General features: G+C 68.1%; 25 protein-coding genes and 1 riboswitch. Of the genes, 24 read left to right on the forward strand and 1 reads right to left on the reverse strand.

Annotated elements, in window-relative coordinates; translation table 11 throughout:
* The first annotated feature begins 45 nt into the window (after positions 1-45).
* From QDS12_RS07185 to QDS12_RS07215, 7 genes are all read left to right on the forward strand, one after another.
* Positions 46-1,008 (forward strand): DNA ligase, encoded by a 963-nt coding sequence (locus QDS12_RS07185; protein ID WP_279878063.1) that lies wholly within the window; start codon positions 46-48, stop codon positions 1,006-1,008.
* A complete protein-coding gene (locus QDS12_RS07190) occupies positions 1,008-1,700 on the forward strand; it encodes a L,D-transpeptidase family protein (RefSeq protein ID WP_279878065.1) in 693 nt (230 codons plus the stop codon). Before QDS12_RS07185 ends, QDS12_RS07190 begins: the two co-directional genes overlap by 1 nt.
* Positions 1,697-2,608: a non-homologous end-joining DNA ligase gene (gene ligD, locus QDS12_RS07195; RefSeq protein WP_279878066.1), complete on the forward strand. Its 912-nt coding sequence runs from the start codon at positions 1,697-1,699 to the stop codon at positions 2,606-2,608. Before QDS12_RS07190 ends, ligD begins: the two co-directional genes overlap by 4 nt.
* A gap of 132 nt (positions 2,609-2,740) precedes the next feature.
* Positions 2,741-3,262 carry a S26 family signal peptidase gene (locus QDS12_RS07200; RefSeq protein ID WP_279878067.1) on the forward strand — a complete coding sequence of 174 codons (522 nt, stop codon included), beginning with the start codon at positions 2,741-2,743 and terminating at the stop codon, positions 3,260-3,262.
* A 56-nt stretch (positions 3,263-3,318) separates the two neighbouring features.
* Complete coding sequence (locus tag QDS12_RS07205) at positions 3,319-4,005, forward strand: response regulator transcription factor (protein ID WP_279878069.1); 687 nt, start codon at positions 3,319-3,321, stop codon at positions 4,003-4,005.
* Positions 4,006-4,011: 6 nt separating this feature from the next.
* Entirely contained in the window at positions 4,012-5,235 is a 1,224-nt protein-coding gene (locus QDS12_RS07210) for a HAMP domain-containing protein (RefSeq protein WP_279878071.1), read from the forward strand.
* A 13-nt stretch (positions 5,236-5,248) separates the two neighbouring features.
* Entirely contained in the window at positions 5,249-6,034 is a 786-nt protein-coding gene (locus tag QDS12_RS07215; protein WP_279878072.1) for an HAD-IIA family hydrolase, read from the forward strand.
* A 49-nt stretch (positions 6,035-6,083) separates the two neighbouring features.
* On the opposite strand, the gene QDS12_RS07220 is transcribed toward QDS12_RS07215, so the two are convergent.
* Positions 6,084-6,839 carry an SDR family NAD(P)-dependent oxidoreductase gene (locus QDS12_RS07220; RefSeq protein ID WP_279878073.1) on the reverse strand — a complete coding sequence of 252 codons (756 nt, stop codon included), beginning with the start codon at positions 6,837-6,839 and terminating at the stop codon, positions 6,084-6,086.
* Positions 6,840-6,935: 96 nt separating this feature from the next.
* Here QDS12_RS07220 and QDS12_RS07225 point away from each other — a divergent pair, with 96 nt between their 5' ends.
* From QDS12_RS07225 to QDS12_RS07305, 17 genes are all read left to right on the forward strand, one after another.
* Positions 6,936-7,520, forward strand: coding sequence for a TetR/AcrR family transcriptional regulator (locus QDS12_RS07225; RefSeq protein ID WP_279878075.1), 585 nt, complete (start codon positions 6,936-6,938; stop codon positions 7,518-7,520).
* Between the two features lie 176 nt (positions 7,521-7,696).
* A riboswitch (cyclic di-AMP (ydaO/yuaA leader) is annotated at positions 7,697-7,855 on the forward strand.
* Between the two features lie 3 nt (positions 7,856-7,858).
* Positions 7,859-8,572, forward strand: a complete 714-nt coding sequence (locus QDS12_RS07230) for a C40 family peptidase (protein ID WP_279878077.1) — start codon at positions 7,859-7,861, stop codon at positions 8,570-8,572.
* 153 nt (positions 8,573-8,725) lie between these two features.
* On the forward strand, positions 8,726-9,685 hold the full coding sequence (locus tag QDS12_RS07235; protein ID WP_279878078.1) for an ATPase, T2SS/T4P/T4SS family: 960 nt from the start codon (positions 8,726-8,728) through the stop codon (positions 9,683-9,685).
* Positions 9,686-9,797: 112 nt separating this feature from the next.
* Positions 9,798-10,928, forward strand: coding sequence for a tyrosine-type recombinase/integrase (locus QDS12_RS07240; protein ID WP_279878079.1), 1,131 nt, complete (start codon positions 9,798-9,800; stop codon positions 10,926-10,928).
* A 221-nt stretch (positions 10,929-11,149) separates the two neighbouring features.
* Positions 11,150-13,321, forward strand: coding sequence for a tyrosine-type recombinase/integrase (locus QDS12_RS07245; protein WP_279878080.1), 2,172 nt, complete (start codon positions 11,150-11,152; stop codon positions 13,319-13,321).
* Entirely contained in the window at positions 13,314-13,931 is a 618-nt protein-coding gene (locus QDS12_RS07250; protein WP_279878081.1) for a hypothetical protein, read from the forward strand. Before QDS12_RS07245 ends, QDS12_RS07250 begins: the two co-directional genes overlap by 8 nt.
* 511 nt (positions 13,932-14,442) lie before the next feature.
* Complete coding sequence (locus tag QDS12_RS07255) at positions 14,443-16,029, forward strand: competence protein CoiA family protein (protein ID WP_279878083.1); 1,587 nt, start codon at positions 14,443-14,445, stop codon at positions 16,027-16,029.
* A gap of 366 nt (positions 16,030-16,395) precedes the next feature.
* Complete coding sequence (locus QDS12_RS07260) at positions 16,396-16,830, forward strand: hypothetical protein (protein ID WP_279878085.1); 435 nt, start codon at positions 16,396-16,398, stop codon at positions 16,828-16,830.
* A 55-nt stretch (positions 16,831-16,885) separates the two neighbouring features.
* The gene (locus QDS12_RS07265) at positions 16,886-17,692 is read left to right on the forward strand and encodes a metallophosphoesterase (RefSeq protein WP_279878087.1); all 807 of its coding nucleotides are present in this window, start codon (positions 16,886-16,888) and stop codon (positions 17,690-17,692) included.
* Entirely contained in the window at positions 17,689-17,967 is a 279-nt protein-coding gene (locus QDS12_RS07270) for a hypothetical protein (RefSeq protein WP_279878088.1), read from the forward strand. The genes QDS12_RS07265 and QDS12_RS07270 overlap by 4 nt, the downstream gene beginning before the upstream one ends.
* Positions 17,964-18,275, forward strand: coding sequence for a hypothetical protein (locus QDS12_RS07275; RefSeq protein WP_279878089.1), 312 nt, complete (start codon positions 17,964-17,966; stop codon positions 18,273-18,275). Before QDS12_RS07270 ends, QDS12_RS07275 begins: the two co-directional genes overlap by 4 nt.
* Positions 18,276-18,621: 346 nt before the next feature.
* On the forward strand, positions 18,622-18,957 hold the full coding sequence (locus QDS12_RS07280; RefSeq protein WP_279878090.1) for a hypothetical protein: 336 nt from the start codon (positions 18,622-18,624) through the stop codon (positions 18,955-18,957).
* Positions 18,958-19,240: 283 nt separating this feature from the next.
* A complete protein-coding gene (locus QDS12_RS07285; protein WP_279878092.1) occupies positions 19,241-19,705 on the forward strand; it encodes a hypothetical protein in 465 nt (154 codons plus the stop codon).
* Between the two features lie 13 nt (positions 19,706-19,718).
* Positions 19,719-20,540, forward strand: coding sequence for a zeta toxin family protein (locus QDS12_RS07290; protein ID WP_279878093.1), 822 nt, complete (start codon positions 19,719-19,721; stop codon positions 20,538-20,540).
* Positions 20,541-20,749: 209 nt separating this feature from the next.
* Complete coding sequence (locus QDS12_RS07295) at positions 20,750-21,619, forward strand: hypothetical protein (RefSeq protein WP_279878094.1); 870 nt, start codon at positions 20,750-20,752, stop codon at positions 21,617-21,619.
* Positions 21,620-21,996: 377 nt separating this feature from the next.
* Positions 21,997-22,539, forward strand: coding sequence for a hypothetical protein (locus tag QDS12_RS07300; RefSeq protein WP_279878095.1), 543 nt, complete (start codon positions 21,997-21,999; stop codon positions 22,537-22,539).
* Between the two features lie 24 nt (positions 22,540-22,563).
* Complete coding sequence (locus QDS12_RS07305) at positions 22,564-22,989, forward strand: hypothetical protein (protein ID WP_279878096.1); 426 nt, start codon at positions 22,564-22,566, stop codon at positions 22,987-22,989.
* The last annotated feature ends 34 nt before the right edge of the window (positions 22,990-23,023 follow it).

Genomic DNA, 23,023 nt, shown 5'->3' on the forward strand with positions numbered 1-23,023 from the left:
GAGCGTCGGGCGGGACCTCCGTCCCGGTGCGACAGGATGGGGGGCATGCGTCCGATGCTCGCGTCGCCCGGCGACCATGTTCCGGTCGGTGGAGCGTGGACGCACGAGGTGAAGTGGGACGGCGTACGGATCCTCGCCGACGTCACGACGGCCTCGACGGGCGGTCACCGGGTCGTGCTGACCACTCGCAACGAGAACGTCGCCACGACCGGGTGGCCGGACGTCACCGCCGTCGGCCCCGACCGCGACCTCCTCGTCGACGGCGAGATCATCGGGCTCAACGCCGAGGGCCTGCCCGACTTCCGTGTCCTGGGCGAGCGGATCCACGTCCGCGGAGCGGCCGCCGCGCGGCTCGCGACGCGGGTGCCGGCGACCTACATGGTCTTCGACCTGCTCCGCCTGGACGGCCGGATGCTCCTCGACCGGCCGCTCGAGGAGCGCCGGGCCCTGATGGAGACGGTGTCGGCCGCGGGCGACCTCGGCGGCTGGCAGCTCCCGGCGTCGTACGACGACGGGCGGATGCTCTTCGAGGCGACCCGGCAGCAGGGACTCGAGGGCGTCGTCAGCAAGCGGCTCGACTCGATCTACCGCCCGGGCGAGCGGACCAACGCGTGGCGCAAGTTCGCGCACCGCTTCCGCGGGTCCTACGTGGTCGGCGGGTGGCGGCCGCAGACGGGCACGACCGACCGGCTGGCCTCGGTGCTCGTCGGTGAGGTCACCGCGGGCGGCCTGCTGTTCCGGGGCAAGGTGGGCAGCGGCATCGGGCCGCGCGAGAGCGCCCCGCTCAAGGCGCTGCTGACCGCACGGGCGTCCAGCCCCTTCGTCGACGAGGTGCCCCGGGTCGACGCGGTGGGTACTCACTGGGTCGAGCCGCTGGTCGTCGTCGACGTGGACACCCACGGACGTCCGCCCACCGCCGGCCGGGACGGGCGGCTCCGCCAACCCTCCTACCAGGGCGTGCGGACCGACCTGAGCCCGACGGACCTCGAGAACAGGGGAGAGACCTGATGCGACGCCTGCTCGCGGCACTGCTGCCCGTGCTCCTCCTCGGCCTGCTGCCGAGCCCTGCCGACGCGGCGACCACCGTCCGTCTCGACGGCGTCAGCGTGCGGCTGCGAGCCGGCACCAGCCAGGTGGTGACGGCGAACCGCACCCGCGGCTACCACGCCCGCGTGACGTTCTGGGCGCTGCAGCACGGGCGGTGGACGAAACGCCTCTCGACCCGCGACGGCCGGATCGGCTACGGCGGGCTGAGCCGGCCGGCGCAGCGGCACCAGGGCGACGGCACCACGCCGACCGGCACGTTCGACCTGCCGTTCGCGTTCGGGACGCACGCGAGGAAGGCCGGCTGGCGGATGGGCTACCACCGGATCCGGAAGGGCGACTACTGGGTCGGTGACAACGCCTCGCGCTACTACAACCAGCTGCGCAACAAGAGCGTCGGCGGCTTCCGGTGGTGGCTGCCGGAGAGCGACGACAACGGCTCCGAGCGGCTGCTCGCTCACCGCGCGCCCTACGAGTACGCCTTCGCCACCGGCTTCAATGCCGGGCAGGTGCACCACCGCGGCTTCGCGATCTTCCTGCACGTCAACGGCAGGGGCGCCACCGCCGGCTGCGTCAGCGCCCCGCGCTCGTTCCTGAAGAAGCTGTTCGGTCTGGTCGACCCGTCCCGCCACCCCGTGATCGCGATCGGCGCATGAGCGAGGACGCCGGCGAGGTCCGCGTCGCCGTCGACGGCCGCACCCTCAAGCTGAGCAACCTCGGCAAGGTGCTCTACCCGCGCACCGGCACGACCAAGGGGGAGGTGCTCGACTACTACGCGCGCATCTCGCCGGTCCTGCTCCCGCACCTGCACGGTCGCGCGGTCACGCGCATCCGATGGCCGCACGGCGTCGCCGAGGGCAGCTTCTTCGAGAAGAACACCCCGTCCGGCACGCCGGGCTGGGTCCGCACCGTCACCGTCCCCACCACCGGCTCGCGCACGGCCAGCAAGCAGGAGGGCACGCTCACCTTCCCGGTCGTCGAGGACCTCGCCACACTCACGTGGCTGGTCAACCTGGCCGCGCTCGAGCTGCACGTCCACCAGTGGACGGTCGACGACGACGCCCGGCCGCAGGGCGCGAACCGCGTCGTCATCGACCTCGACCCCGGCGAGCCCGCCGGCCTGCACGAGTGCTGCACGGTCGCCCTGATGGTGCGGGAGCGGCTCGACGCACGCGGCCTGTCGTCGTACGCGGTCACCAGCGGGAGCAAGGGCCTGCACCTCTACGCGAGCCTCGACGAGCCGCTCGCCAGCGAGGAGACCTCGGCGCTGGCCAAGGAGGTCGCCGAGGAGCTGCAGGCCGAGCACCCGAAGCTCGTGACGGCGACGATGACCAAGGCCCGGCGGGGCGGGAAGGTCTTCCTGGACTGGTCCCAGAACGCCGGCAGCAAGACGACGATCTCGCCCTACTCCCTGCGCGGCAAGGAGCGGCCGTACGTCGCCACGCCGGTCACGTGGGACGAGGTCGAGGCCGGTGCCGAGGACCCGCTCGGTCTGGAGCAGATGACCTTCACCGAGGTGCTGGAGCGGGTCGAGCGGGTCGGCGACGTCTTCGGCATCGCGTAGGCGCTTGTTTACCCACTTGGGGTTCGGATGTGGCCGGGTGCTTGACGACTCTCACGTAGTGTCGGCGGCCCGGGTCGATCTCAAGGAGGGCAACCGTTGGAGCTGGCGCCGGTACCGTCCCGGCCGCCGCTCATGGGACGCCTGTGGCTCGTCGTCGCGTTCGCTCTGCTCGCGCCGACGTTCCTCCTCGTCGCGCTGCCGACGATGCTCGGCCTGCAGCGCTACGTCGTCAGCAGCGACGCGATGCGCGACAGCCTGCCACGCGGCTCGCTGATCTTCGCCGAGAAGGTGTCGACCACCGACCTCCAGATCGGTGACGTGATCACGTTCCGACCGCCGCGCGGCCTCGTCGACACCGCCTACGTCACGCGCCGCGTCGCCTCGATGGGGGCCGCCGGGATCATCACGAGCGCCGACGGTGCCCGGGTCGATCCCTGGCAGCTGGCGGCGACGGGGAAGACGGCGCGGGTGGTCGCCCATGTGCCGTACGTCGGCTACCCGTTCCTCGGCGGCCTGCGACCCGCCACGGGGCTCACGCTGGCCAGCGTCCCGCTGCTGGCCGTGCTGCTGGCCGTGATCGCCGACCTCCAGCGGTCCAGGCGCCGGCGGCGGGCCGTGCGGCGACGCGCTGTCCAGCGCGTCGCCGGCCCGTGACCCGCGGCATACCGCATTCCGGCCCGCGTGGGAAGTACCTCGCCTACGATTCGCGCATGGCCCACAGCGTGTTGATCGTCGAGGACGAGGAGGACATCGCTTTTCCGCTCGTGCGCACCCTCGAGCGGGAGGGATACCTCGTCCAGCGCGTCGACGCGGGGCAGAAGGCGCTCGACCAGCTCGCCGCCCGCCCGGCCGAGGTGATGATCCTCGACCTGGGCCTCCCTGACATGGACGGCCTCGACGTGTGCCGCCAGGCCCGGGAGAGCGGCTACGACGGGGCGATCATGATCGTCACCGCGCGAGCCGGCGAGCTCGACCGCGTGGTCGGACTCGACTACGGCGCCGACGACTACCTCGCCAAGCCGTTCGGGCTCGCCGAGCTCCAGGCTCGCGTGCGTGCCCTGCTGCGGCGCACCGCCGCCCACAACGGGGCCACCCACCTGCCCGAGGGCGCGCTGCGCATCGACGTCGCCGCCCGACGGGTCTTCGCGGGCAACGGGGAGGTCTCGCTGACCGGCAAGGAGTTCGACGTGCTCAGCGTCCTCGCCGCGCAGCGCGACAAGGTCGTGTCGCGGGACCGGCTGATGGCCGAGGCGTGGGACGCGAACTGGTACGGCTCGACCAAGACGCTCGACGTCACGATCGGTCGCCTCCGCCAGAAGCTCGAGAGCGCGGGCGTCACCGACAAGGTCGTGGCGGTCCGGGGCGTCGGCTTCCGGCTCGAGGGCGCCGATGCGTAGGCCCCGATGCGTCCGCGGCTGACCGTCGCGTTCCTCGTCCTGGGTCTCGCGCTCTGCGCGCTGGCGTTCGTCGTCAGGTCCATCTCGCTCGAGTCCGCCTTCAGCGGCGACGAGAACAGGGAGATCCACGAGGCGGCGAGCATGATCGCCGTCGCGGTGCAGGTCCGCGACGACGCCGACGAGCCCGTCGACCAGAGCTTCCTCCGCTCGCTCATCGGCGACGACAAGCGCGTCGTCCTCCACTGGGACGGCTCGCCCGACTCCGACGTCGTCGCCGAGGGGCCGACCTTCACCGGGACCGGCGACCCCAGCCGCTCAGACGACGTCTGGGCGAGCGCCGAGGTGCCCGGCGGCTACGTGTCCGTGAGCCAGTCGGAGCAGGTGGTCGACGACGTGCTCTTCGGCCAGAGCCGGGCGATCGTCGTCTTCTTCGTCCTGCTCGGTCTGTGCGCCGGCGTGGCCGGCTTCCTCATCGCGCGAGCGCTCTCGCGCCCGTTCCGCCGGCTGGCCGACGCGGCCGGTGCGCTCGGCCGCGGCCGGTTCGACCTCGACCTGCCCCGCTCGCGCGTCCCGGAGGTCCGCGCGATCAGCGACGCGCTCCGGACGAGCGCCACGCAGCTCCAGAACCGTCTGGAGCAGGAGCACGCCTTCGCCGAGCAGGCCTCCCACCTGCTGCGGACGCCGCTCACGTCGCTCCGGCTGGAGCTCGAGGACCTGGCGCTCGGCGACCAGCTCGGACCCGACATCCGCTGCACGGTCGAGCGCTGCGTCCAGCGCATCGACGAGCTGGACACGGTGACCGGCGAGCTCGTCGGGATCGCCCGGCGCCCCGGCGGCCGCGGCGTCGAGGTGCCGCTGCGTGAGCTGGCCACGACGTGCGCCCAGCGCTGGGCGGACGAGCTCTCCCACCACGACCGGACGCTGACCGCCGCCGTCGACGGCGACCTCGAGACCACCTACACGGCCGGGCCGCTCGAGCACATCCACGAGCTGCTCCTCGTCGACGTGCTGCACCGCAGCCGCGGCTCGGTGCGGCTCGTCTACGAGGCGACCGACAGCGGTGCGCTCAAGCTGCGGATCAGCGCTGCCGACGGGCCGACCAGCCGGGGCCGCAGCAAGGGACCCGGGTCGACGTACGTCCGGGCACGGGCGGTCGTGACCGCGCTCGGCGGACGCCTGGACGGCGAGTACCACGAGCGCGGACTCGACATCGTCCTGCCGCGTCGGTGACGGCTACGGCAGGATGTGCGCCATGACGCTGCGACCGGTGGAGACCTGGCTGACCGACATGGACGGCGTCCTCGTGCACGAGGAGGTGCCGATCCCGGGCGCCAAGGAGTTCATCGAGGCGCTCAAGGGCTCCGGTCGCCGGTTCCTGGTGCTGACCAACAACTCGATCTTCACCCCGCGCGACCTGCGCGCCCGGCTGCTCGGCAGCGGTATCGACGTGCCGGAGGAGGCCATCTGGACCTCGGCGCTGGCCACCGCGCAGTTCCTCGCCGACCAGCGGCCCGACGGCACGGCGTACGTCGTCGGGGAGGCCGGTCTCACCACCGCGCTGCACGACATCGGCTACGTGATGACCGACCGCGACCCCGACTACGTGGTGCTGGGGGAGACGCGGACCTACTCGTTCGAGGCGATCACCAAGGCGATCCGGCTGGTGGCGGCCGGGGCGCGGTTCATCGCCACGAACCCCGACGCGTCCGGTCCGTCGCAGCAGGGGATGCTGCCCGCGACCGGCTCGGTGGCCGCGCTCATCTCGACGGCGACCGGGCACTCGCCCTACTTCGTGGGCAAGCCGAACCCGCTGATGATGCGCTCGGCGCTGAACCGCATCGAGGCACACTCCGAGACCACCGTGATGGTCGGCGACCGGATGGACACCGACATCATCAGCGGGCTCGAAGCCGGCCTGCAGACCTGTCTCGTCCTCACCGGGTCGACCCAGCGGGGACAGGTGGAGCGGTTCCCCTATCGACCCACGCGCGTGTTCGACTCGATCGCCGATCTCGTCGACCTGGTCTGACCCGCGCCGACGAGAAGGCCCGGCTCCCGTGGGAGCCGGGCCGTTCGTCTCACTGGGCGGCGTACCCGCCGTCGACCAGGTGGTAGCTGCCGGTGATGAAGGACGCGGCGTCGGAGGCGAGGAACGCGACGAGGCTCGCCACCTCCTCGGGGTCGCCGAGACGGCCGAGGGCGTGCTTCTCCTCGAGGGCCGTCAGGGTGGGCGCGTCGAGGTTGGCCTCGACGAGCGGCGTGCGGATGAAGCCCGGGCCCACGGCGTTGACGCGGACGCCGTCGGCGGCATGCTCGAGCGCCGCGTTCTTGGTCAGGCCGATCAGGGCGTGCTTCGCGGCGACGTACGCCGACGAGCCGGCGATGCCGACGGAGCCGAGCACCGACGCCATGTTGACGATGGCGCCACCGCCGTTGGCCGCGATCGCCGGGATCTGCGCGCGCAGGCCGTAGAAGACGCCGTTGAGGTTGATGTCGATCACGGAGCGCCAGGACTCGACCGGGTACTCCCCGACCGGGGCGTTGGCGCCACCGATGCCGGCGTTGTTGACGGCGATGCGGAGCGGGGCCAGCTCCTCCGCGGCGGCGATCGCGGCCGCGGCGACCTCGGGGTCGGACGCGTCGCCGACGAAGGCCTTCGCCGTGCCGCCCGCAGCAATGATCTCGGCGACGACGGCGTCCGCGCTCTCCCGGCGCAGGTCGTGCACGAGGACCGACGCCCCGTTGGCGGCGAGCAGGAGCGCGACGGCGCGGCCGATGCCGGAGCCGCCGCCGGTGACGATCGCGGAGCGAGCAGCGACGTCGTAGGTGGCCATGTGAATCTCCTTCCAGTTATCCGACGTTTGTCGGATTCATAAACTACAAACGTCGGATAGGGTCGGTTTTCTTCCCGATCGCACGAAGGAGCACCCATGGACGCGCGACAGGCCCGCACCCGGGCCCGGCTGCACGCGGCTGTGCTCACCGAGGCGAGGACGACGCCGGTCGGCGAGCTCAGCGTGACCGCGCTGGCGCGGGCCGCCGGCGTCCACCGCTCGACGTTCTACGAGCACGCCGCCTCGCCGGGCGACCTGCTCCGCCAGGCGCTGCTCGACGAGCTCGACGAGCTGCGGGCGGACCTGCTCGGCTCGCCGGAGGGAGACACGGACGAGGCAGTGGCGGAGGCGACGCGTCGCGTGCTCGAGCACGTCCGCCGGCACGCGCCGATCTACCGCCGAGGCCTCGGGCCCGACAGCGGCCCGGGCAGCCTGGAGGGCCTCCTGGGCGACCACTTCCTCGAGTCGAGCCGCGAGCTGTTCCGCGCGGGTCGGCTGCACCTGTCCCTGCACGTCGCCGGCGTGGACGACGACGCCGTCGCTGACGTCGCTGCCCGCTTCGTCTCGCGCGCCACGGTCGGTGCGATCCAGGGCTGGTTGGAGCTCCCGGGCGAGCTCGACGTCGACGTCTTCGAGCGTCTGTACGACGCCCTGCTGCCGTCCTGGTGGGTGCAGCGGTGAACCGTGGACAGCCGAAGCATGCCTGTGAGTCCGCTCACATGAACGGTTAAATACCAGGTCGAGACTTGGGACCTAGGTCCCGCCTCCTTACCTTCGAGTAGTTGCAGTCGCAACTACCGGCCTACGGCGCACGCCTAGTCCTGCCCCACGTCGGCGGCCGGTCCGAGACGGAAAGAGTGACGGAAGCACCGAGGGGCAGGAGCGGGGGACCCAACGTTTTCCGCGGTGGCGACCAGCCGCCGCTCGGGGTGAAGCCGACGCGCCGACAGCGCCCGGCCGGGCACCTTCTCGCCCGAACCCGACAGCTCACCTCGTAGGCGTGGGAAGGAAGACCACGCATGCCCAAGTCAAGACTGCTGCGCCCTGCCACCAGGGTGCTCCTCGCGGTCGCCGCCCTGACCGGCGGCGCCCTGGCCATCCCGACGGGACACGGAACGGCGATGGCCGCCATCACGAACGTCGCCCAGACGACTCCCGCCGCACCGTCCGTGGACACGGCGGCACTCGCCCGCCAGCGGGCGGCCGCCCAGCAGGCGGCCCGCGTCCAGGCTCGCCGCATCGCCCGCGAGCGTCGCCGCGAGCGGATCCGGGAGCGCCGCCGCCAGCACCGGCTGGCAGTGATCCGGCACCGTCGCGCGGTGCGTGAGCACCAGCGGGCAGTGCGCCTGCACCGGCTCCGGATGGTCAACGGCAAGGCGCTGCGCGCCTTCGACGTCGCGAGCGACCAGAAGGGTGACCCCTACGTCTGGGGCGCCACCGGCCCCAACGCGTTCGACTGCTCGGGGCTGACGTCCTACGCCTACCACCGGGTCGGGCTGAGCCTGCCCCGCACCGCGGCCGCCCAGTCGGGCGCCGTCCGACGCATCCCGCGCTCGCAGATGCACCGGGGCGACCTGGTCTTCTTCAGCTCCGGCGGGCACGTCTACCACGTCGGGCTCTGGGACGGCCGACGCGGCGGCACGGACTACATCGTGCACGCCCCGCACCCGGGCGCGAGCGTCCGGACCGAGGCGATCTGGACGAGCAGCTGGTTCGGCGGCACCGTCCGCTGACCTGACGCGCCTCAGGCATTCACCCCTGGCCCCGCCCGGATCCCTCCGGGCGGGGCCGGTGGTTTCTCCACATGCCCAATTTGGGCACTTTCGGCACCGGGTCGCAGCCCTTAACTTTCTTTCCAGGACTCGGACTCGGGATCGGGGATCCGGATGGGCCTCTACGCCGCGGAGGAAGCTGCCGTCGTCGAGCAGCTCGACGGCCGTGTGAGGGAGCGGGTACGCCGCGAGGGCGTCGACCCGCAACGCGACGCGGCCGTGGTCCGACGCATCGCCGAGGCCGTCGTACGCGAGCACGACGAGCGGAGCCTGACCGGTGCCGTCGCCGCGATCACCGACCCGACCGCGCTGGTCGGCGAGCTGGTCGCCCGGCTCTCCGGCTTCGGGCCCTTGCAGCCCTTCCTCGAGGACCCCGAGGTCGAGGAGGTCTGGATCAACGAGCCGAGCCGCGTCTTCGTCGCCCGCAACGGCCGGCACGAGCTCACCAACCTGGTGCTGAGCCGCGAGCAGGTCACCGAGCTGGTCGAGCGGATGCTCAAGTCCTCCGGGCGCCGGATCGACCTGTCGCAGCCGTTCGTCGACGCGATGCTCCCGGAGGGTCATCGGCTGCACGTCGTGCTCGAGGGGATCTCGCGCGGCTTCAGTGCCGTCAACGTGCGCAAGTTCGTGCTGCGGGCGGCGCGGCTGACCGACCTCGTCGAGCTGGGCAGCCTGAGCGTCCCCGCCGCCGCGTTCCTGGAGGCGAGCGTGCGGGCCGGGCTCAACATCCTGGTCGCCGGCGGCACCCAGGCCGGCAAGACGACGATGCTCAACTGCCTCGCCGCCGCGATCCCCGGCGGCGACCGCGTGGTGAGCGCCGAGGAGGTCTTCGAGCTGCGCTTCCCCCACCCCGACTGGGTGCCGCTCCAGACCCGGCAGGTCGGGCTCGAGGGGACCGGCGAGATCCGGCTGCGCGAGCTGGTGAAGGAGTCGCTGCGGATGCGACCCAGCCGCATCATCGTCGGCGAGGTCAGGGCCGAGGAGTGCCTCGACCTGCTGCTCGCCCTCAACGCCGGGCTGCCCGGCATGTGCACGCTGCACGCGAACTCCGCCCGCGAGGTTATCTGCGCCTAGGCAGGACGGGTCGCTTTCATGTGCACACACTGGCGCCGCGGCTGTTAGCGAGTCCTATCCAACTGCGTGTCGCTGACATGAGAACTCCAACGAGCGCGCATACGGTGCCAGTGTGGCTGCCACTGTCTACGCCGCGAAGTACAGCCGCTCTGGAGGGCGGGCCGGCTGGCTCCTCGTGCTCCAGACGGCTACCTCCTCGCGCCGCGTCGACGTGCCGAGCGATTGGTTGGTCGCGCTGGCAGCCTCCACCGACTCAACGAACTCGTTGAGGTCGTCGGCGCAGTCGGTCGCGCAGTGGTGGACGTGGTGCGCCGACCGAGGTCTCGATCCACTGGCAACCGACGCAGTGCGCTTCGCTGAGTTTGTGTCCGCGTTGAGGGAGGTGCCGAAGGCGTATCCGTTGACAAGTGGGATTCGCGCGCTACCCGGAGATCCTCGCCTTCGGGCGTCGACCACGGTGGCTCTGCGCGTTGCCCAGATCAAGTCGTTCTACCGGTGGGCCTTGGCCAATGGCCGGACTTCTGTCCACACCGGTCGCGGGATCGTCGGGTTCAAGGCACCCCGGGCCGCGAGAGTCATGCGCTCGATGCGGCTGGAACCACATCAGGTCAAGGCGCTCTTCAATCTCGATCTGCACCCGAGGAACCGCTTCGCGGTCGAGTTGCTATACGGCACCGGGCTGCGGGCGGGCGAGGCGCTCGGACTGTGGGTCGAGGACCTATGTGTGTCGGAACTTGTCGCTCGCGCGCTTGACTGCCCGTTGGCCTCGTTCCCAGGTCGACATCTACACGTGCGACGTCGCCTGAACGGCAATGGCGCACTGGCCAAGTCACCATTTGACCGCATCGTGCCGATCGCGCCGCGAGTGATCGGCGCGTATCGCGACTGGCAGGCTTGGGCGTTCGAGCACCTGCCGGAGAGTGTTGCTAGTCCAATGGTGTTCGTCTCCGTGTCTGGGCCGACGCGCGGACGGCCCTTAACTCTGAGCGCCTTCAACAGCATGTGGATGTCGCAAGTGAAGAGCGCGCCCGACCTGAAGCAGGTCAACCCGCACCTACTTCGCCACACGTACGCGTCAGAACTGCTGGACGCGGGGGTCGACCGGCATACGGTCCAAGAACTGCTCGGGCACCGGAGCCCGCTGAGTCTTCAGACCTACTCGCACGCGCTTGTAGTGACAATGGTTGGGGCCGTCGGGCGGCTTACAGATTGGCGCCAGCAGACAATCGGATTGAACGCATGACGATAACCAGGTCGCTCGCTCCCGCTGAGGTCAGTGCTCGCGCCTCGGAGTCGTCACTGCCACCTGGTCTGACGCCACCTGAGCCTCCCCAGTGGGCGGGACGTCTTCTGACCAAGCAAGTTGCGTCCTGGATTCTAGCTCGGTGGGATGAGGATAACCGTGAGTTCGAATGGCTCGCGACAGACCCGTTAACGCACTCGCGACGCCTGAGGACCCGCTACGTGAAACTGGGCCTCCTTCCGCCGCTCGCCCGCTTGGAGTTCATCGTGTCGCTGGCGATGGACGCCCTAGAGGGCAAACTCGGCACGCCGAGTTCGGCAAGAAGCATTGCTGCAGCGGCTTCGCACGCGGGTGTAGATACGCTTCTCGACGTCGACCCACGCGCATGCGCGGAACTTCCAGCGGCCACGCTGCGTCGATGGCAGGTCCGGCTTGATGTGGCCGGTGCTGATCCCCGCGCTGAGTGGGACCGCGACGTCGTTCGCATGGCGGTGGTCCGGCCCGCAGCGGGAGTCTCGGTGACCTTGCGCCTTGGCGACATCACGCAGCCGTGGTTGCGTGATGTCGTTACGCAGGTCTGTCAGACGCGACTCAATTCTGTTTCGCCGTCCACGCTCTCGAAGCAGACTCTCGCTGTCGCGAGATTGTCCGCGTACCTACGTACCCGCGCTGACCAGGGCGGCAATGCTCGGGCGCTGACTAGGCAGGTCGTGGATGCGTGGGTCGCTCAGATGCGGGTGTCGGCCACGCCGGAGCAGCAGTTCCAAGCCTTGAGAGACGTTTCGGCTGTGTTCGGCCACGCGCGCGCGCTGGGACTCACCGACCGTTACGGGCTGTCGACAGCATTCGCTGTACGACAGGACGACTATCCAAAGATCCGGAAGCGCGTGGTCGTCGACCGTGGCTTCCCTGACGCTACGTTCCGCTTCCTCCTAGGCGCGGACGACCTCCTCGGTCCGCGTGTCCTGGACCTCGCACGGTCAGTGCCTGGAACTGATTCGTTTCGCGGTGAAATGTTCGTTACGGCGATCCATCTAGCAGCCAATTTTGGTCGACGGCCAGAAGAATTGTGTTCGCTTCGGGCGGACCGTATTCGAATAGGAGACAGCGGCGCCGCCGAACTGTTATACGACAACTTCAAGTCCGGAAGGGATCGGGTTTGGCTCCCGGTCGATGCTCGATCCGCTCAGATCGTACATGCATGGAAGCGCGGCCTTCGCGAGCGCTATCCGCAAACAGCAAGTGAAGATCTCGCTCTTCTTCCTCGCCGCCAGCAGAACCTGTTGGGAACACAAGCGACCGGCTCACGCATGATCTCCCACTGGTGGCGGGTGCTCGTATCGCTGCTGGAAGAGGCGATCGTAATCGCGATTGTCGTTGACTCGACTGGCGCGGACCTCAATGACGTGTGTGGGGCGCGCATGTCTGACATGGACGGCCGTGACCTTGTTCTCAAAGGTAACCGTTACCCGCTTTCCGATCAAACGCACGCCGTGCTTACCGACTATAAGCGGGACGTTGTCGTCAAAGTTGGTGGCAAGAAGTACGCACCAAGCGACATGGGCGACCTGCCCCTGTTTTTGGACCCAGCGGTGCGCCCGGGAGGGCTAATCAATAAGCGCGTTCAAACCCAGTATCGGGCTGTCGATTCGTCTCGCTTCACCGCGCTGGGCGACGGATGGATCTCAATCGCTGCGCAGTACAAGGCAGGCGGGATACCTGGGTTCGACCTTGGCGATCGCCGAATCCGGTCGGCGGCGCTTCAAATGCGCCTGTTCCGTCACACATACCTCCAGCACTTGGTCAACATCGGGACCGACATCTTCGTTGTTCAGGAACTCGCGGACCACGCCAATGTTCAGACGACGATCGACTCGTACGTGCGAGTGCAGGACGAAAGACTTCAGGAAGCCGTCGATCTCCTGGCGAGGCACCGGCTGAACAACTTTGGCGTGCCCACCGAACGGGCAGCGTCGCTTCCGAGTATTCCGGCGGGAGAGGTGGCAGTTGCCGACTGCGCCAACCCGCAGGTATTACAGCTCGGACGAGAAGGATGTGAAAACGACCGAATGTGCTTCGGGTGTGACTTTCTCGTCGCGGATCCCAGCCATATCCCTGACATTCGAGCGGAGATCCACACCTGCAACCTCACGCTCGCGCGGTTGGATGCACAGGAAACGCCGCTAAAGAGCGAGCATGAGGCCATCCTTCGCTACCGACGTGACGGTTGGCAACGGCTCCTGGGGACACTGGTTGCCCACCTGGATTCGCTGGCCCCCGACGAGAGAGCCCGCATCGCGACGGCGGCCGACATCGTTCGTGAGTTCCGCACCCGCGCACGCGCCGGCGGCGTGAACCTCGGGTTCGCCTTCGGAGGGGAGCGAAGTGACTGAGAACAACATGTCCGATGAGCCGGCAGTTCGTCAGCGGTTCGTCCCAGTGAAGGCCATCGCTGCGAGGAAGGCTATCGCTGCGGCGAACCGCAAGCGGATCGCCGACGCTATTGCGTCGCTCGCACGTGGCGGACAGCCTGTAAATGTTCGATCAGTCGCGCGAGCAGCAGGCGTTCATCCCGATACAGTTCGTCGAAGCGGTGACCTCTACGAGGAGGTTCGCCGCCATCGGAATCCAACGCCTCATCTCTCGGCGGGGGTCTCTCAGGCGCAGCCTTCGATGGATCGGGTGCAGAAGGCGCGCCTGCTTGACGCGCACGCGGAAATCTCCGAGTTGCGTCGGGATCTAGCGGCAACTAGGCGCGCACTTCATCAAGCGTTGGGCGAGGCGGGCACCGTGATCGATTTTTCGGAAGCCGAACGTCTGCATCAAGTTAACGCTGAGCAAGCAGCCATCATCATTGAGTTGCAGGACAGGGTGAGGGCCCTGACAGATGAGCGGCAACAACTCGTTGATGAGCTGACGGCGACTCGGGAGGTCAACCGGGAGTACCTCCGAGACCTTAACCATGCCCGTACGCAACTGCAGCGCGGGCGCGGCACGTCCTAGGCGAGTGACCGTAATCAACCAGCCGCTCGGGATCATTTCTCTTACATCGCCGCCGGTCGTCGCCCCAGACTCGTCGATCCATGTGCTGAACCGTGAACGGGTTTACGGCAATATTGGAGCGAGGGCGCGCTAACGGCGCGGTCCTGCTACGAGAAGGAACGGCGCGCTAATGGTTCAGACGGAACAGGTCGCGGTGATTGAGCAGCAGTGGATCGCAAAGGGCGAGCCCCGCTGCAAGCACGAGAACCAAGACGATGTGCACGCGGCTGGAGCGCAAACGGGCGTCATTGCATGCCTTGGCTGCGGTCAAACGTGGCCATGGGGCAGCGACGACCCGGCGCCTCGCGGCCGGAGGGCCGATTGTGCGCGCTGCGCGACGCCCGTCCCGGAGGAAGAACTCGAGGTCTGGGATGACACCGGCATGTGTGATTGGTGCGTCCATCAATCGGGCAAGAACGACTGACCAGACGATCGCCGGACCGCTGTCGGTGGTCTCAGCAAGGATGCGCCCGTGGCCACCGCACACGTACTTCCGTTTCTCGGCACCGAGACCCGACAGGTCTGGGCTATTCACCGCGATACCCGCGAGCCTTACTTCCTCGCCGAAGGGGCCGCGGCCGAGGCCAAGGCGATCGTCACAGACCTTCGCTGCTTGGCGCCGGATTGCGACGTGTCGCTCAACGCGATTGGTGGCACACGTCGTCGTCACCACTTCCGACATGAGAACAAGGGCTGTCCCGGAACCACCGGCGAGTCCGCTCTCCACCTCGCCGCCAAGGCGATGCTCGCCGCTTGGCTCAACGAGAGCACCCCGGCCTACTCTACGGTCGCGGTTGAGGAGCGGATCCATCCTCGGCGTCCCGACGTGGTGGTCACGGATCTCGACGGCCGCCGGACCGCGTTCGAAGTCGAGTACAAGGCATGGTCGATCCCGGAGTGGGAGGCGAAGCAGGCCGACCTTGACGCCGCGGGCGTCCCGGTCCTCTGGCTGATCGGGCACACGCGGCTCACGCCTGTCGCCGGCACTGACTCAACACCGGACGCACCGCCACGGGTGAAGGTCCCGGCCCTCGTCCAGGACATCGCGGCCGCCGGGCGGCCGGTGCTCGCGATCAACCCGTTGACCCGTGAGATTGGGACGCTCCTCGACCACGACCTCGGCCGCTACGACGGAGCGCTCCCAGTTGCCCGATTCGCGGCCGACTCGATCGACGAGTGCCGGTTTGACCACACGCTGGGGATCGTCACGCCGACGATGGGCCTGATCGCCGACGCCGAGCGCCTCGCTACCGAGGAAGCAGAACGCGAGCGGGAGGCCGCGGAGCGTGAGCGCCAGGAAGCCGAGGCCGCACGCCGGTCGGCCCTGGAGGCACACCGGCGGGCCAAGGCCGAGCGGGACGCTGGGGCCGGATGGCCGGATGTTCCCGATGATTCCGCGCTGCTCTTGCCGATCATCACCGTCCGACGCCCGCTCCCGCTGCGGTCGTGGGCCGCGCTGCGCGAGACTCTGATCGCTCGATGGGGGAGCCTGCCCGCCCTCTTCGGCCCCGAGGAGCAGACCGAGTCCAGCATCGAGGCCGTCACTGCGCACTGGCGTGCCGCGCTCCACGAGGACCTTCTCTTCGAGCGCGGAAGCGACTTCGCGTTCACCCTCGACGACGCACTGGACGCACTCAGCAAGCACAACGTCCTCGTCCCGGACCGATCGGCTGCTCGTATGGCGATCGAGGCGTGGCTCGCCGGACTGATCCCGCTCGGGCTCGTTGTCGAGTACCGATACGAGCGGGTGCGCCCGGAACAGTTCTTCACTGCCACCGAGACGGCTGTCGACGGTGTCCCGACCAGGTTGCGCGACTACACCGACTACCTAAGCACGCTTCGGCGTCGCCTCCAGGCGCTCGACGAGCGGACCGCGGAGGGGCGCCGGAAGATCGACTTCCTCGGCCTCAGCGCTAAGACCCGGCCAGTCGCCTTCGCCGACGGCATCGTCCGATGGGTGTCGCGAGTGCCATGGGAGAACGGTCAGCGGGAGGGGCTGCGACGGCATACCGAGCGCCTGGGCCACGGCGACGCGTCCGCGCCGGGCGCAGACTTCTAGGGCGAGAGTCGCGCCGCTCCTTGAAGAGTCAGTTCGGGAGCATGCTCTGCGCGGGGATTTCGAGGGCGTCCGCGATGGTGTAGATGGTCGCGAGGGTTGGATTCGTCGCCGTTCCGCGCTCTATCACTCGGAGGTGCTCGGGAGTAAGGCCGCTCGCCGCAGCCAGTGCTTCCTGCGTTAGGCCGTGCTTCCGCCGGGCCTGCCTTATGGCCAGGCCTAGGGCCTTCGCGCGCTGCTCGCTCAGACGGTTTTGGCGGCCCTGGCCGGAAGAAGTCACGTGCCGACACGCTTCAAGGCGGTCGCCCCGCACACCAGAAGATATATCTTCGGTTTGACGTGCAATTCGCAACACCCCAGGGGTGCCCGATGGTCGATTTGAGCGAGTCCTGCTCCTGCTGCGAGGCGAGGACCGACGACGGAACCGTGGTGAAGATGGGATGGCTCCGACTGCACGATTCGGTGCGGGTTGGCCTCCGGGATGGGTCGTCGGTGGCGGGCTGGACCTACGGGCTGGAATGGCGTCGGTCGGGCGCTCTGGAGTCTCTCGCTCTGACAGTTGAGACGACCCGCGGATGGATCTCTGTTGTTGAGGCACGCGACATCGAAACGATCTCACCCCTGAGTGGGACGACGGATGCCAGCGTCCTGTTGCAGGACGTGCAGGACATTGTGAGCCGGGCCGATGCGCTCGAAGAGTCCGAGAATCACGACCTGCAGTTGATCATGGACGCACACACCACCTTAGAGATTGCCATCCGCAAACGACGGCATCCGTGCTCACCGCGAAGGTGCGCCCGATGACATCCAACCGCTGGCGCTCGATGCCTGCACGTTGGCGTGTTTCGACGGAGGCGCTGTGACCGTGATCGCGTTGGCCGGCGATTGGCACGGCAACACGGCCTGGGCGATCGCCCGAATCCGCGCCGTCGCGGAGCGAGGGGTCTCGACCCTCCTGCACTTGGGCGACTTCGGCATCTGGCCCGGCAACTCCGGGGCGAAGTTCCTGCGCAAGGTCGAGCGGACATGTGCCGAGCGCGACGTCGCTTTGCTCGTGACCCCCGGCAACCACGAAGACTGGGGCCGCCTGACCAGGCTCTGGGAAAACCCGAGGCGCCGCGATCCCGTGTCCGGCGACGCGCTGCCGTTGTACCTGACCGAACACATCGCCGTCTTGCCGCGCGGCTACGCCTGGGAGATTGACGGTCGGCGATTTGTGTCTCTTGGCGGCGCGCCTTCCGTTGACTTCCCTGGCCGGACTGAGGGGAAATCCTGGTGGCGAGAAGAACGCATCCAGCCCGCGGACGTCGAGCGGACGATCCGAAACGGCGCGGGCGCCGACGTCATGCTCGCCCATGACTCGCCTGACGAGCCCTGGTGGACGTCCCAGGTAGAGGCGATCGTCCGCGGCGGCAATGGTTGGTCTTGGACCGACGAGGCACTGGCTCACGCCGCGGTTGGTCGGGAGCGGATGAGCGAGGCGTTTCTAGGCGTGAAGCCCCGACTCCTCGTGCACGGGCATTACCACCTAGCGGGAGAAGCGACCGTACAGATCCCCGGTGTCGACTACGAGCAGCGGATCTGGTCGCTCGACTGCGACGGCGCCGCAGGGAATGTCCGCTATCTCGACCTACAGTCGCTCACCGATCCGAGGTGGGCGCGATGACATCGAACCAAGAGGGTGTCCGCAGCCCGGCCAGCGTCTGGCTGATCATGGCTGGTGGGCGCCGAGGCCGACTAGCGGCCGGACCATACGACTCCGAAGAGATTGCCCTCCGCGCCTACGAAACGCTTCTGAACGACCTCAGCGAAGACGGCGACGGCTGGGGCGGGCCGCTTGAGCCTGATCAGTTTCGGCGGATCTGGACCATCGAGGCGTACGAGGTGCTCGACACGCCCGACCTCGGAACTCTGGGCGCTGAAGGCGAGGCAGATCGATGAAAGCGGCGCAGATTCGTGCAGTCGTCCACGAGTACTCGACCGAACTACGCGCTCTTGCCGAGCGACAGGGGTTCGCACCGATTGGCTGGGCGGTGCGACTCCTGCTCGTGCGCGACGCTGAGCCGCGCCTAGTTGTCGTCATCGGGACCCTGCCGGAAACGGAGGGCGGCACCGAGAGCAGTCGGGCCGCGGCCGAACAGATGTCTCGCCTCGTCGGCGTCCCCGTCGATCTTGTGCTTCCTGAACAGGCCGAGGTCTCTCGAAGCCGTGGCGAGATCTGTGACGTGTTCCCGTGGCCGGACGAGTGAATAGACGCTATGACATGGACGAGACGAGTCCGGCGCGTTCGGAGAGGCCTAGGAAGACGGCCACTGCCGCTCCCATCGAGCGGACTCGCGGAGTGAGACGCCGGCCCCTGCAGTCGCGGCGCTTCAACAGGCGTCGGCGCGACTGGTCGACTAATACCAACGCGCGTTCGAAGGCAGCCGTTGGCCGTGGCCCCGGGCGCAACCGCTATCGAACGCCGCGCGGGAGAACCTCGACGTCAAGGGGGTTCATCGCGCGGCATCCGGCCCGGCGAGGCCAATGTCCGGCCGATGCACCAGTCGATCCGCTGATCGCTCTCGTTGAAGAGGCTTCGAAAGGCGTGTGGTGATGATCGAGGTCACTACGGAGAACGGCACCCGCATCATCCTGGACGTCGCTGGCGAGCGTGGCGGCGAGGGCTCTCGGTGGATGAGGATCCCGGCTCTTGGCGACGACGGCCGCCTCAACCTCCAGTCCTTCGACGGGCGATGGAGGCGGTTGCTGTGGTTCTACCCCGTTGATGAGACGGATCATTGGGATCTCGCAGTCATTGAGGTGGGCAAGCGTCTGCGAATCCACGTCGGGATGGCGGACTGGTGGACCTCGACCATCGTCACCGGGGTGCGGAAGTTGGAGCCGATCGAAGAGCCGCGGCCCATCACGGAGACGCTCGATGATGCTTAAGCGGCCGCCATTCGCGGGCGCCGGGGAGGTGTATCACGGTGCGGATGGGTGCCCCCAGGCCGGCTCCGCCACGCGCACCCTCTTGCTGAAAATCCCGGCCGGGACAAACACCCGGTGTGCTCTCGGATGCGCTTCAGCGAGACGACTCCGCGCTCGCCTAGCAGCCACCGCGGCCGGTCGCTGATGGTGACGGGGGAGACCCAATTCACCCTTGATACGCAACGTATCAGAGTCGTACGATCGAAGAGCAGAAGGAGGACTACAGCGACGAGAGGTGAAGGCGATGACCCACGCCGTCAGGGACATTCTCGGGGGCGAGGTCGACGACGAGACCCTGCGCGAGCACGCTCGTGAACGCACAGCCCGCGAACGGCTGAACCGGATCGAGGAGTTGCGCGACGTCGCGTTCCTTCGATCCAAGAACCTCCCTCAGCGAGCGATCGCCGAACGCCTCGGCACGACCCAGCCGCGAGTGCTGCGGATGTTGCGGGCACTCGACATCAAAGAGTCGAGCGGCGAGCCGCGAGAGACCCCCGAGGAGATCATCCTGCGCACCGTCGTCGAGCACGCCGACCGCGGGATGATGGTCAAGCGCCTGAAGGCCTTCACCTACACCGTCGGTGAGTACGCGCCCTATCCGGCCGAGGGGAAGACCCGCGGCACCTGGGAGCAGGTGGTCGACGCGCACCGCGAGGGGTATCTGACGCGCGGCGAGTTCGAGGAGATCCGCTCTGCCGCCGGTCTTTAGCGGCGTCATCCCGATGCCCGGCGGCAGGGACGAGGTCCACGCACAACTGACTGACCTGCTCGCGCCAGGCGGGCGCCTGCATCACAGCACCGGCATCACGTTCGACCAGGACGTGCTCGACAACGTCACCGAGAGGTACCTCGCCCAGCAGGGCGACGTCGCTCGCGGGGGAGCGATGGCGGTCGTGACCGCCGGGCCGCCCGGCGCCGGGAAGTCGTTTCGGACCGAGCACCTCGTCGGCTACCGGCGCATCGACGCTGACGAGATCAAAGACCTCCTCCTGGAGCATGCCCTCGCGCTCGGACTCCTCGACGACGCCACAGGCATCCTTCTCAGCGACATGGGACCCGTCTCGCCGCGGGAACTCTCAGGACGCGTCCACAAGGGGTCGACCGACGTAGCCGAGGCTGTCCGGTTCCACGCGATGGCCCGCAAGGAGAACGTGCTCATCGCGGGCACGCTCCAGTGGGACGGACTGCCCCGCCAGTACGCCGGAGACCTGTTCGACTTCGACTACGAGCGTCTGCGGATCGTCGACGTCGAGGTCCCGCTCTCGGTCGCTATCGAGCGTGCCCGTCAGCGGTGGTGGCACGACCGTCACACCGAGCCCCTCGGCGGCCGGTTCATGTCCGACGAGGCAGTGAAGTCCTACTTCGACGACCCGTCGCCGGTCTCTCGGTGCCAGGCACACGCCGACGAACTGTGGGACCGGACCTGGGAGGCGCTCGACGTCGTCCAGGAGCGAGTCGAGATGACCGATGTCGGCGCCACTGAGACGACCTACACCCGCCGCAGCGAGGACGGCGAGATCGTCGAGGACGAGTTCCCCGTCTAGGCGCGAAGGTTCAGAACGGCAGCCGGTCCAGCGCGGCCTCGTCGATCCGGTGGAGGAGCGGCGGCAGACCCGCCCTGAGCCGGACGCGCGGACGTACCTGGCGACCACGGGATCACGTACGGCGGTCTCTGCCGCCTGGACTTCGAAGGGCGTCGACGCGGTCATCGGTTCATGGTGAGGTGTCGGTGAGAGTCGTCCAGACTGATGCCATGTTCGAGCGGCCACGCAATTGGATGCGCGCATTCCGGGGGGAGCGTTACGACCTCTACCGGGCTGCGATCGCTGACAGGGCGGATCCGACTAGGGATGAGACCCCCGATCCGTGGGCGAAGTTCCTATGGGCGTATCACCGCATGGACCGGCTGTACGGCGACGTGGACCGATGGGTGAAGGCTGGAAATCTCTGGGTCGAGACGACGGCTGGCGACATCTCGGGCAACGACGTCCGCACCGACCACTGGCTCCGGCTCAACTCGATACCGGCCGACTGGGCTCCCAGGTCGGGCGAAGTCTTTCAGCACTACCGAAGCAGCCTCGACCACTTGATATTCGCGCTTTCGACCTTCGTGAAGGGCGAGCCGCTCACGGAGGCGGAGGCGCTCGCATGCGAGTACCCGGTTGTTGATCCAGGCAGAGAACTCGCGAAGAACATTGAGGAGCGGCGCCTCCGCTGGCTGCCGAAGGAAGCACGTGAATACATCCGTGATCAGCAACCGATCTTCTTCGGCAAGGAGAAGAACAATCTCTGGCTCCTGCACCGGTTCGCCAACATCGACAAGCACCGAAGCCTGAACGTGACGGGGGTCGGTGCCCTCGCCCCCGGGGGTCACATTGGGGACGCAGGGGACTTGTTTGACGGTGAGGCCTTGCTCGCCGCTCCGGGACTAGATGGCAAGCCGTGCCTTGAGAACTGCCACATGTACGTCTCGGTCAGCGTCGGCGACGGTGTCTCGGTGAAGACCGTGCCCCTCATTCGTGCCATGTGCCAGGTTCACGTTCACGTCGAGGAGATTCTGCACAGCGTGATTGACCTGACGGTTCCGGGCGAGTTCGAGATCGGTCCGCTCGGCCACGACTGAACGATCCCTTCTCTGTGCACGACCTTTTCATGACCCAGCTGACAGCCGATGACCGGACGCTGACGGGCATCAACGCATCCTTATGCGCCGCTTTGGCGGAGAGCCGGCAGACCGGGCTTCGCGCGTTCTGAGCGACCGACCTGCGCGCCAGACCACGAGTAGACGGGAGCACCTGGCTCGCCCTGTCGACGTCGGCCAAGGCCTCGGCGGGGACTAGGAGACGGGACGTGCAGGTCCCGAAACATGAGGTCCGGGCGGGTCATTGTCGTCCTCGGGAGGTAAAGAGAAGGGTCGACACCGGGGTGCAGGAAACGGGTTCCGAGCACCTCTGGTGCCGTGTCAGAGAGGCACGCACCTGCTCGCAGGAAGGTGCAATCATGACCAAGATGAGATTGCGCGGCCTCCGCGCCGCCGCCGTCACCGCGCTGCTCGGCGCGACGTCGCTGGCCGGGCTCGCTCCCGCGAACGCCGACGCCCCCGACGGCGGCGGCTTCACTCCCTACACCGTCACGGACCCCAACGGGGGCGGCTATCAGTGGGACGACTGCCTCTACCCGGACCGGTCTCTGGCGGGGTCTACCGTCGTCGCGAAGTTCACCTACTCCACCGGCAAGGCTGCGGGCTCCTACGTCCTGGACTGCACGGGGGTGCGCCACATCAAGGACGGCCACGGGTTCAGCAGCAACACCGAGGGCTGCATCGACACCATCCTGAAGAAGCCGGACCAGAAGCGCACCTCGGCTTCGAACGCGGCCAACGACCAGATCATGAAGAGCAACGTCGCCGGATATCCGTACTACTTCACCGGCTACGTGATCACCGCCAAGACCGGGAACCACCGGATCGTGACGGCCTACACCGAGTCGGACGGAAGCGATGGCAGCGGTGACTGGGCCGATTGCAAGAAACTGCTGGCCTGAGGGAAGGCCGTAGCCTTCGCTGACATGGAACTCACGATGCAGGTCGAGCCCACGGGGTGGGGTTGGCTGACGGTCACCGGAGAGCAAGTCTCGGTGAGGCTGCGCGCCTCCTATGTCTCCGACGTGCTGACCAAGGTCGTCGGCGTCATCGCAGACGCCGCCAACGGGGCTGGATCGGCGCAGGCCCTGCTCGGCCTGGAGCCCGGTGGCGCAACGTTCTCGATCGAGCGTCGCGACGAGGCATGGAGCATCCTCAGCGTCCAGGTGAGCGAGGACCGACGTGCCCAGGGAGGGTTCGAGTTCCGCGTGCGGACGGCGTCCCTGGCGAGGCTCGGTCTCGGGCTGGCCGCCTCCGTCGACCGGGAGGCCTACCTGGAGTCGTGGAGCCAGCAAGGTACCTGGCCGACCGAGGCCTTGGCCCGGCTCCACCATTTGGCCTCGCAGGCCTGATCCACCCCGGTGTCTCGGCGGCCATGCGGTCGGG

Origin of the sequence: Nocardioides sp. CER19, from assembly GCF_029846275.1 — a bacterium.
Lineage (GTDB): Bacteria > Actinomycetota > Actinomycetes > Propionibacteriales > Nocardioidaceae > Nocardioides.

Bases quoted from the DNA above. Each gene is read 5' to 3' on its own strand.
- QDS12_RS07285 (WP_279878092.1), top strand. From the start codon at position 19,241: ATGACCCACGCCGTCAGGGACATTCTCGGGGGCGAGGTCGACGACGAG.
- QDS12_RS07260 (WP_279878085.1), top strand. From the start codon at position 16,396: ATGGTCGATTTGAGCGAGTCCTGCTCCTGCTGCGAGGCGAGGACCGAC.
- QDS12_RS07235 (WP_279878078.1), top strand. From the start codon at position 8,726: ATGGGCCTCTACGCCGCGGAGGAAGCTGCCGTCGTCGAGCAGCTCGAC.
- ligD (WP_279878066.1), top strand. From the start codon at position 1,697: ATGAGCGAGGACGCCGGCGAGGTCCGCGTCGCCGTCGACGGCCGCACC.
- QDS12_RS07270 (WP_279878088.1), top strand. From the start codon at position 17,689: ATGACATCGAACCAAGAGGGTGTCCGCAGCCCGGCCAGCGTCTGGCTG.
- QDS12_RS07280 (WP_279878090.1), top strand. From the start codon at position 18,622: ATGATCGAGGTCACTACGGAGAACGGCACCCGCATCATCCTGGACGTC.
- QDS12_RS07220 (WP_279878073.1), bottom strand. From the start codon at position 6,839: ATGGCCACCTACGACGTCGCTGCTCGCTCCGCGATCGTCACCGGCGGC.
- QDS12_RS07300 (WP_279878095.1), top strand. From the start codon at position 21,997: ATGACCAAGATGAGATTGCGCGGCCTCCGCGCCGCCGCCGTCACCGCG.
- QDS12_RS07210 (WP_279878071.1), top strand. From the start codon at position 4,012: ATGCGTCCGCGGCTGACCGTCGCGTTCCTCGTCCTGGGTCTCGCGCTC.
- QDS12_RS07305 (WP_279878096.1), top strand. From the start codon at position 22,564: ATGGAACTCACGATGCAGGTCGAGCCCACGGGGTGGGGTTGGCTGACG.
- QDS12_RS07290 (WP_279878093.1), top strand. From the start codon at position 19,719: ATGCCCGGCGGCAGGGACGAGGTCCACGCACAACTGACTGACCTGCTC.
- QDS12_RS07190 (WP_279878065.1), top strand. From the start codon at position 1,008: ATGCGACGCCTGCTCGCGGCACTGCTGCCCGTGCTCCTCCTCGGCCTG.
- QDS12_RS07275 (WP_279878089.1), top strand. From the start codon at position 17,964: ATGAAAGCGGCGCAGATTCGTGCAGTCGTCCACGAGTACTCGACCGAA.
- QDS12_RS07225 (WP_279878075.1), top strand. From the start codon at position 6,936: ATGGACGCGCGACAGGCCCGCACCCGGGCCCGGCTGCACGCGGCTGTG.
- QDS12_RS07185 (WP_279878063.1), top strand. From the start codon at position 46: ATGCGTCCGATGCTCGCGTCGCCCGGCGACCATGTTCCGGTCGGTGGA.
- QDS12_RS07230 (WP_279878077.1), top strand. From the start codon at position 7,859: ATGCCCAAGTCAAGACTGCTGCGCCCTGCCACCAGGGTGCTCCTCGCG.
- QDS12_RS07205 (WP_279878069.1), top strand. From the start codon at position 3,319: ATGGCCCACAGCGTGTTGATCGTCGAGGACGAGGAGGACATCGCTTTT.
- QDS12_RS07295 (WP_279878094.1), top strand. From the start codon at position 20,750: ATGTTCGAGCGGCCACGCAATTGGATGCGCGCATTCCGGGGGGAGCGT.
- QDS12_RS07215 (WP_279878072.1), top strand. From the start codon at position 5,249: ATGTGCGCCATGACGCTGCGACCGGTGGAGACCTGGCTGACCGACATG.
- QDS12_RS07200 (WP_279878067.1), top strand. From the start codon at position 2,741: ATGGGACGCCTGTGGCTCGTCGTCGCGTTCGCTCTGCTCGCGCCGACG.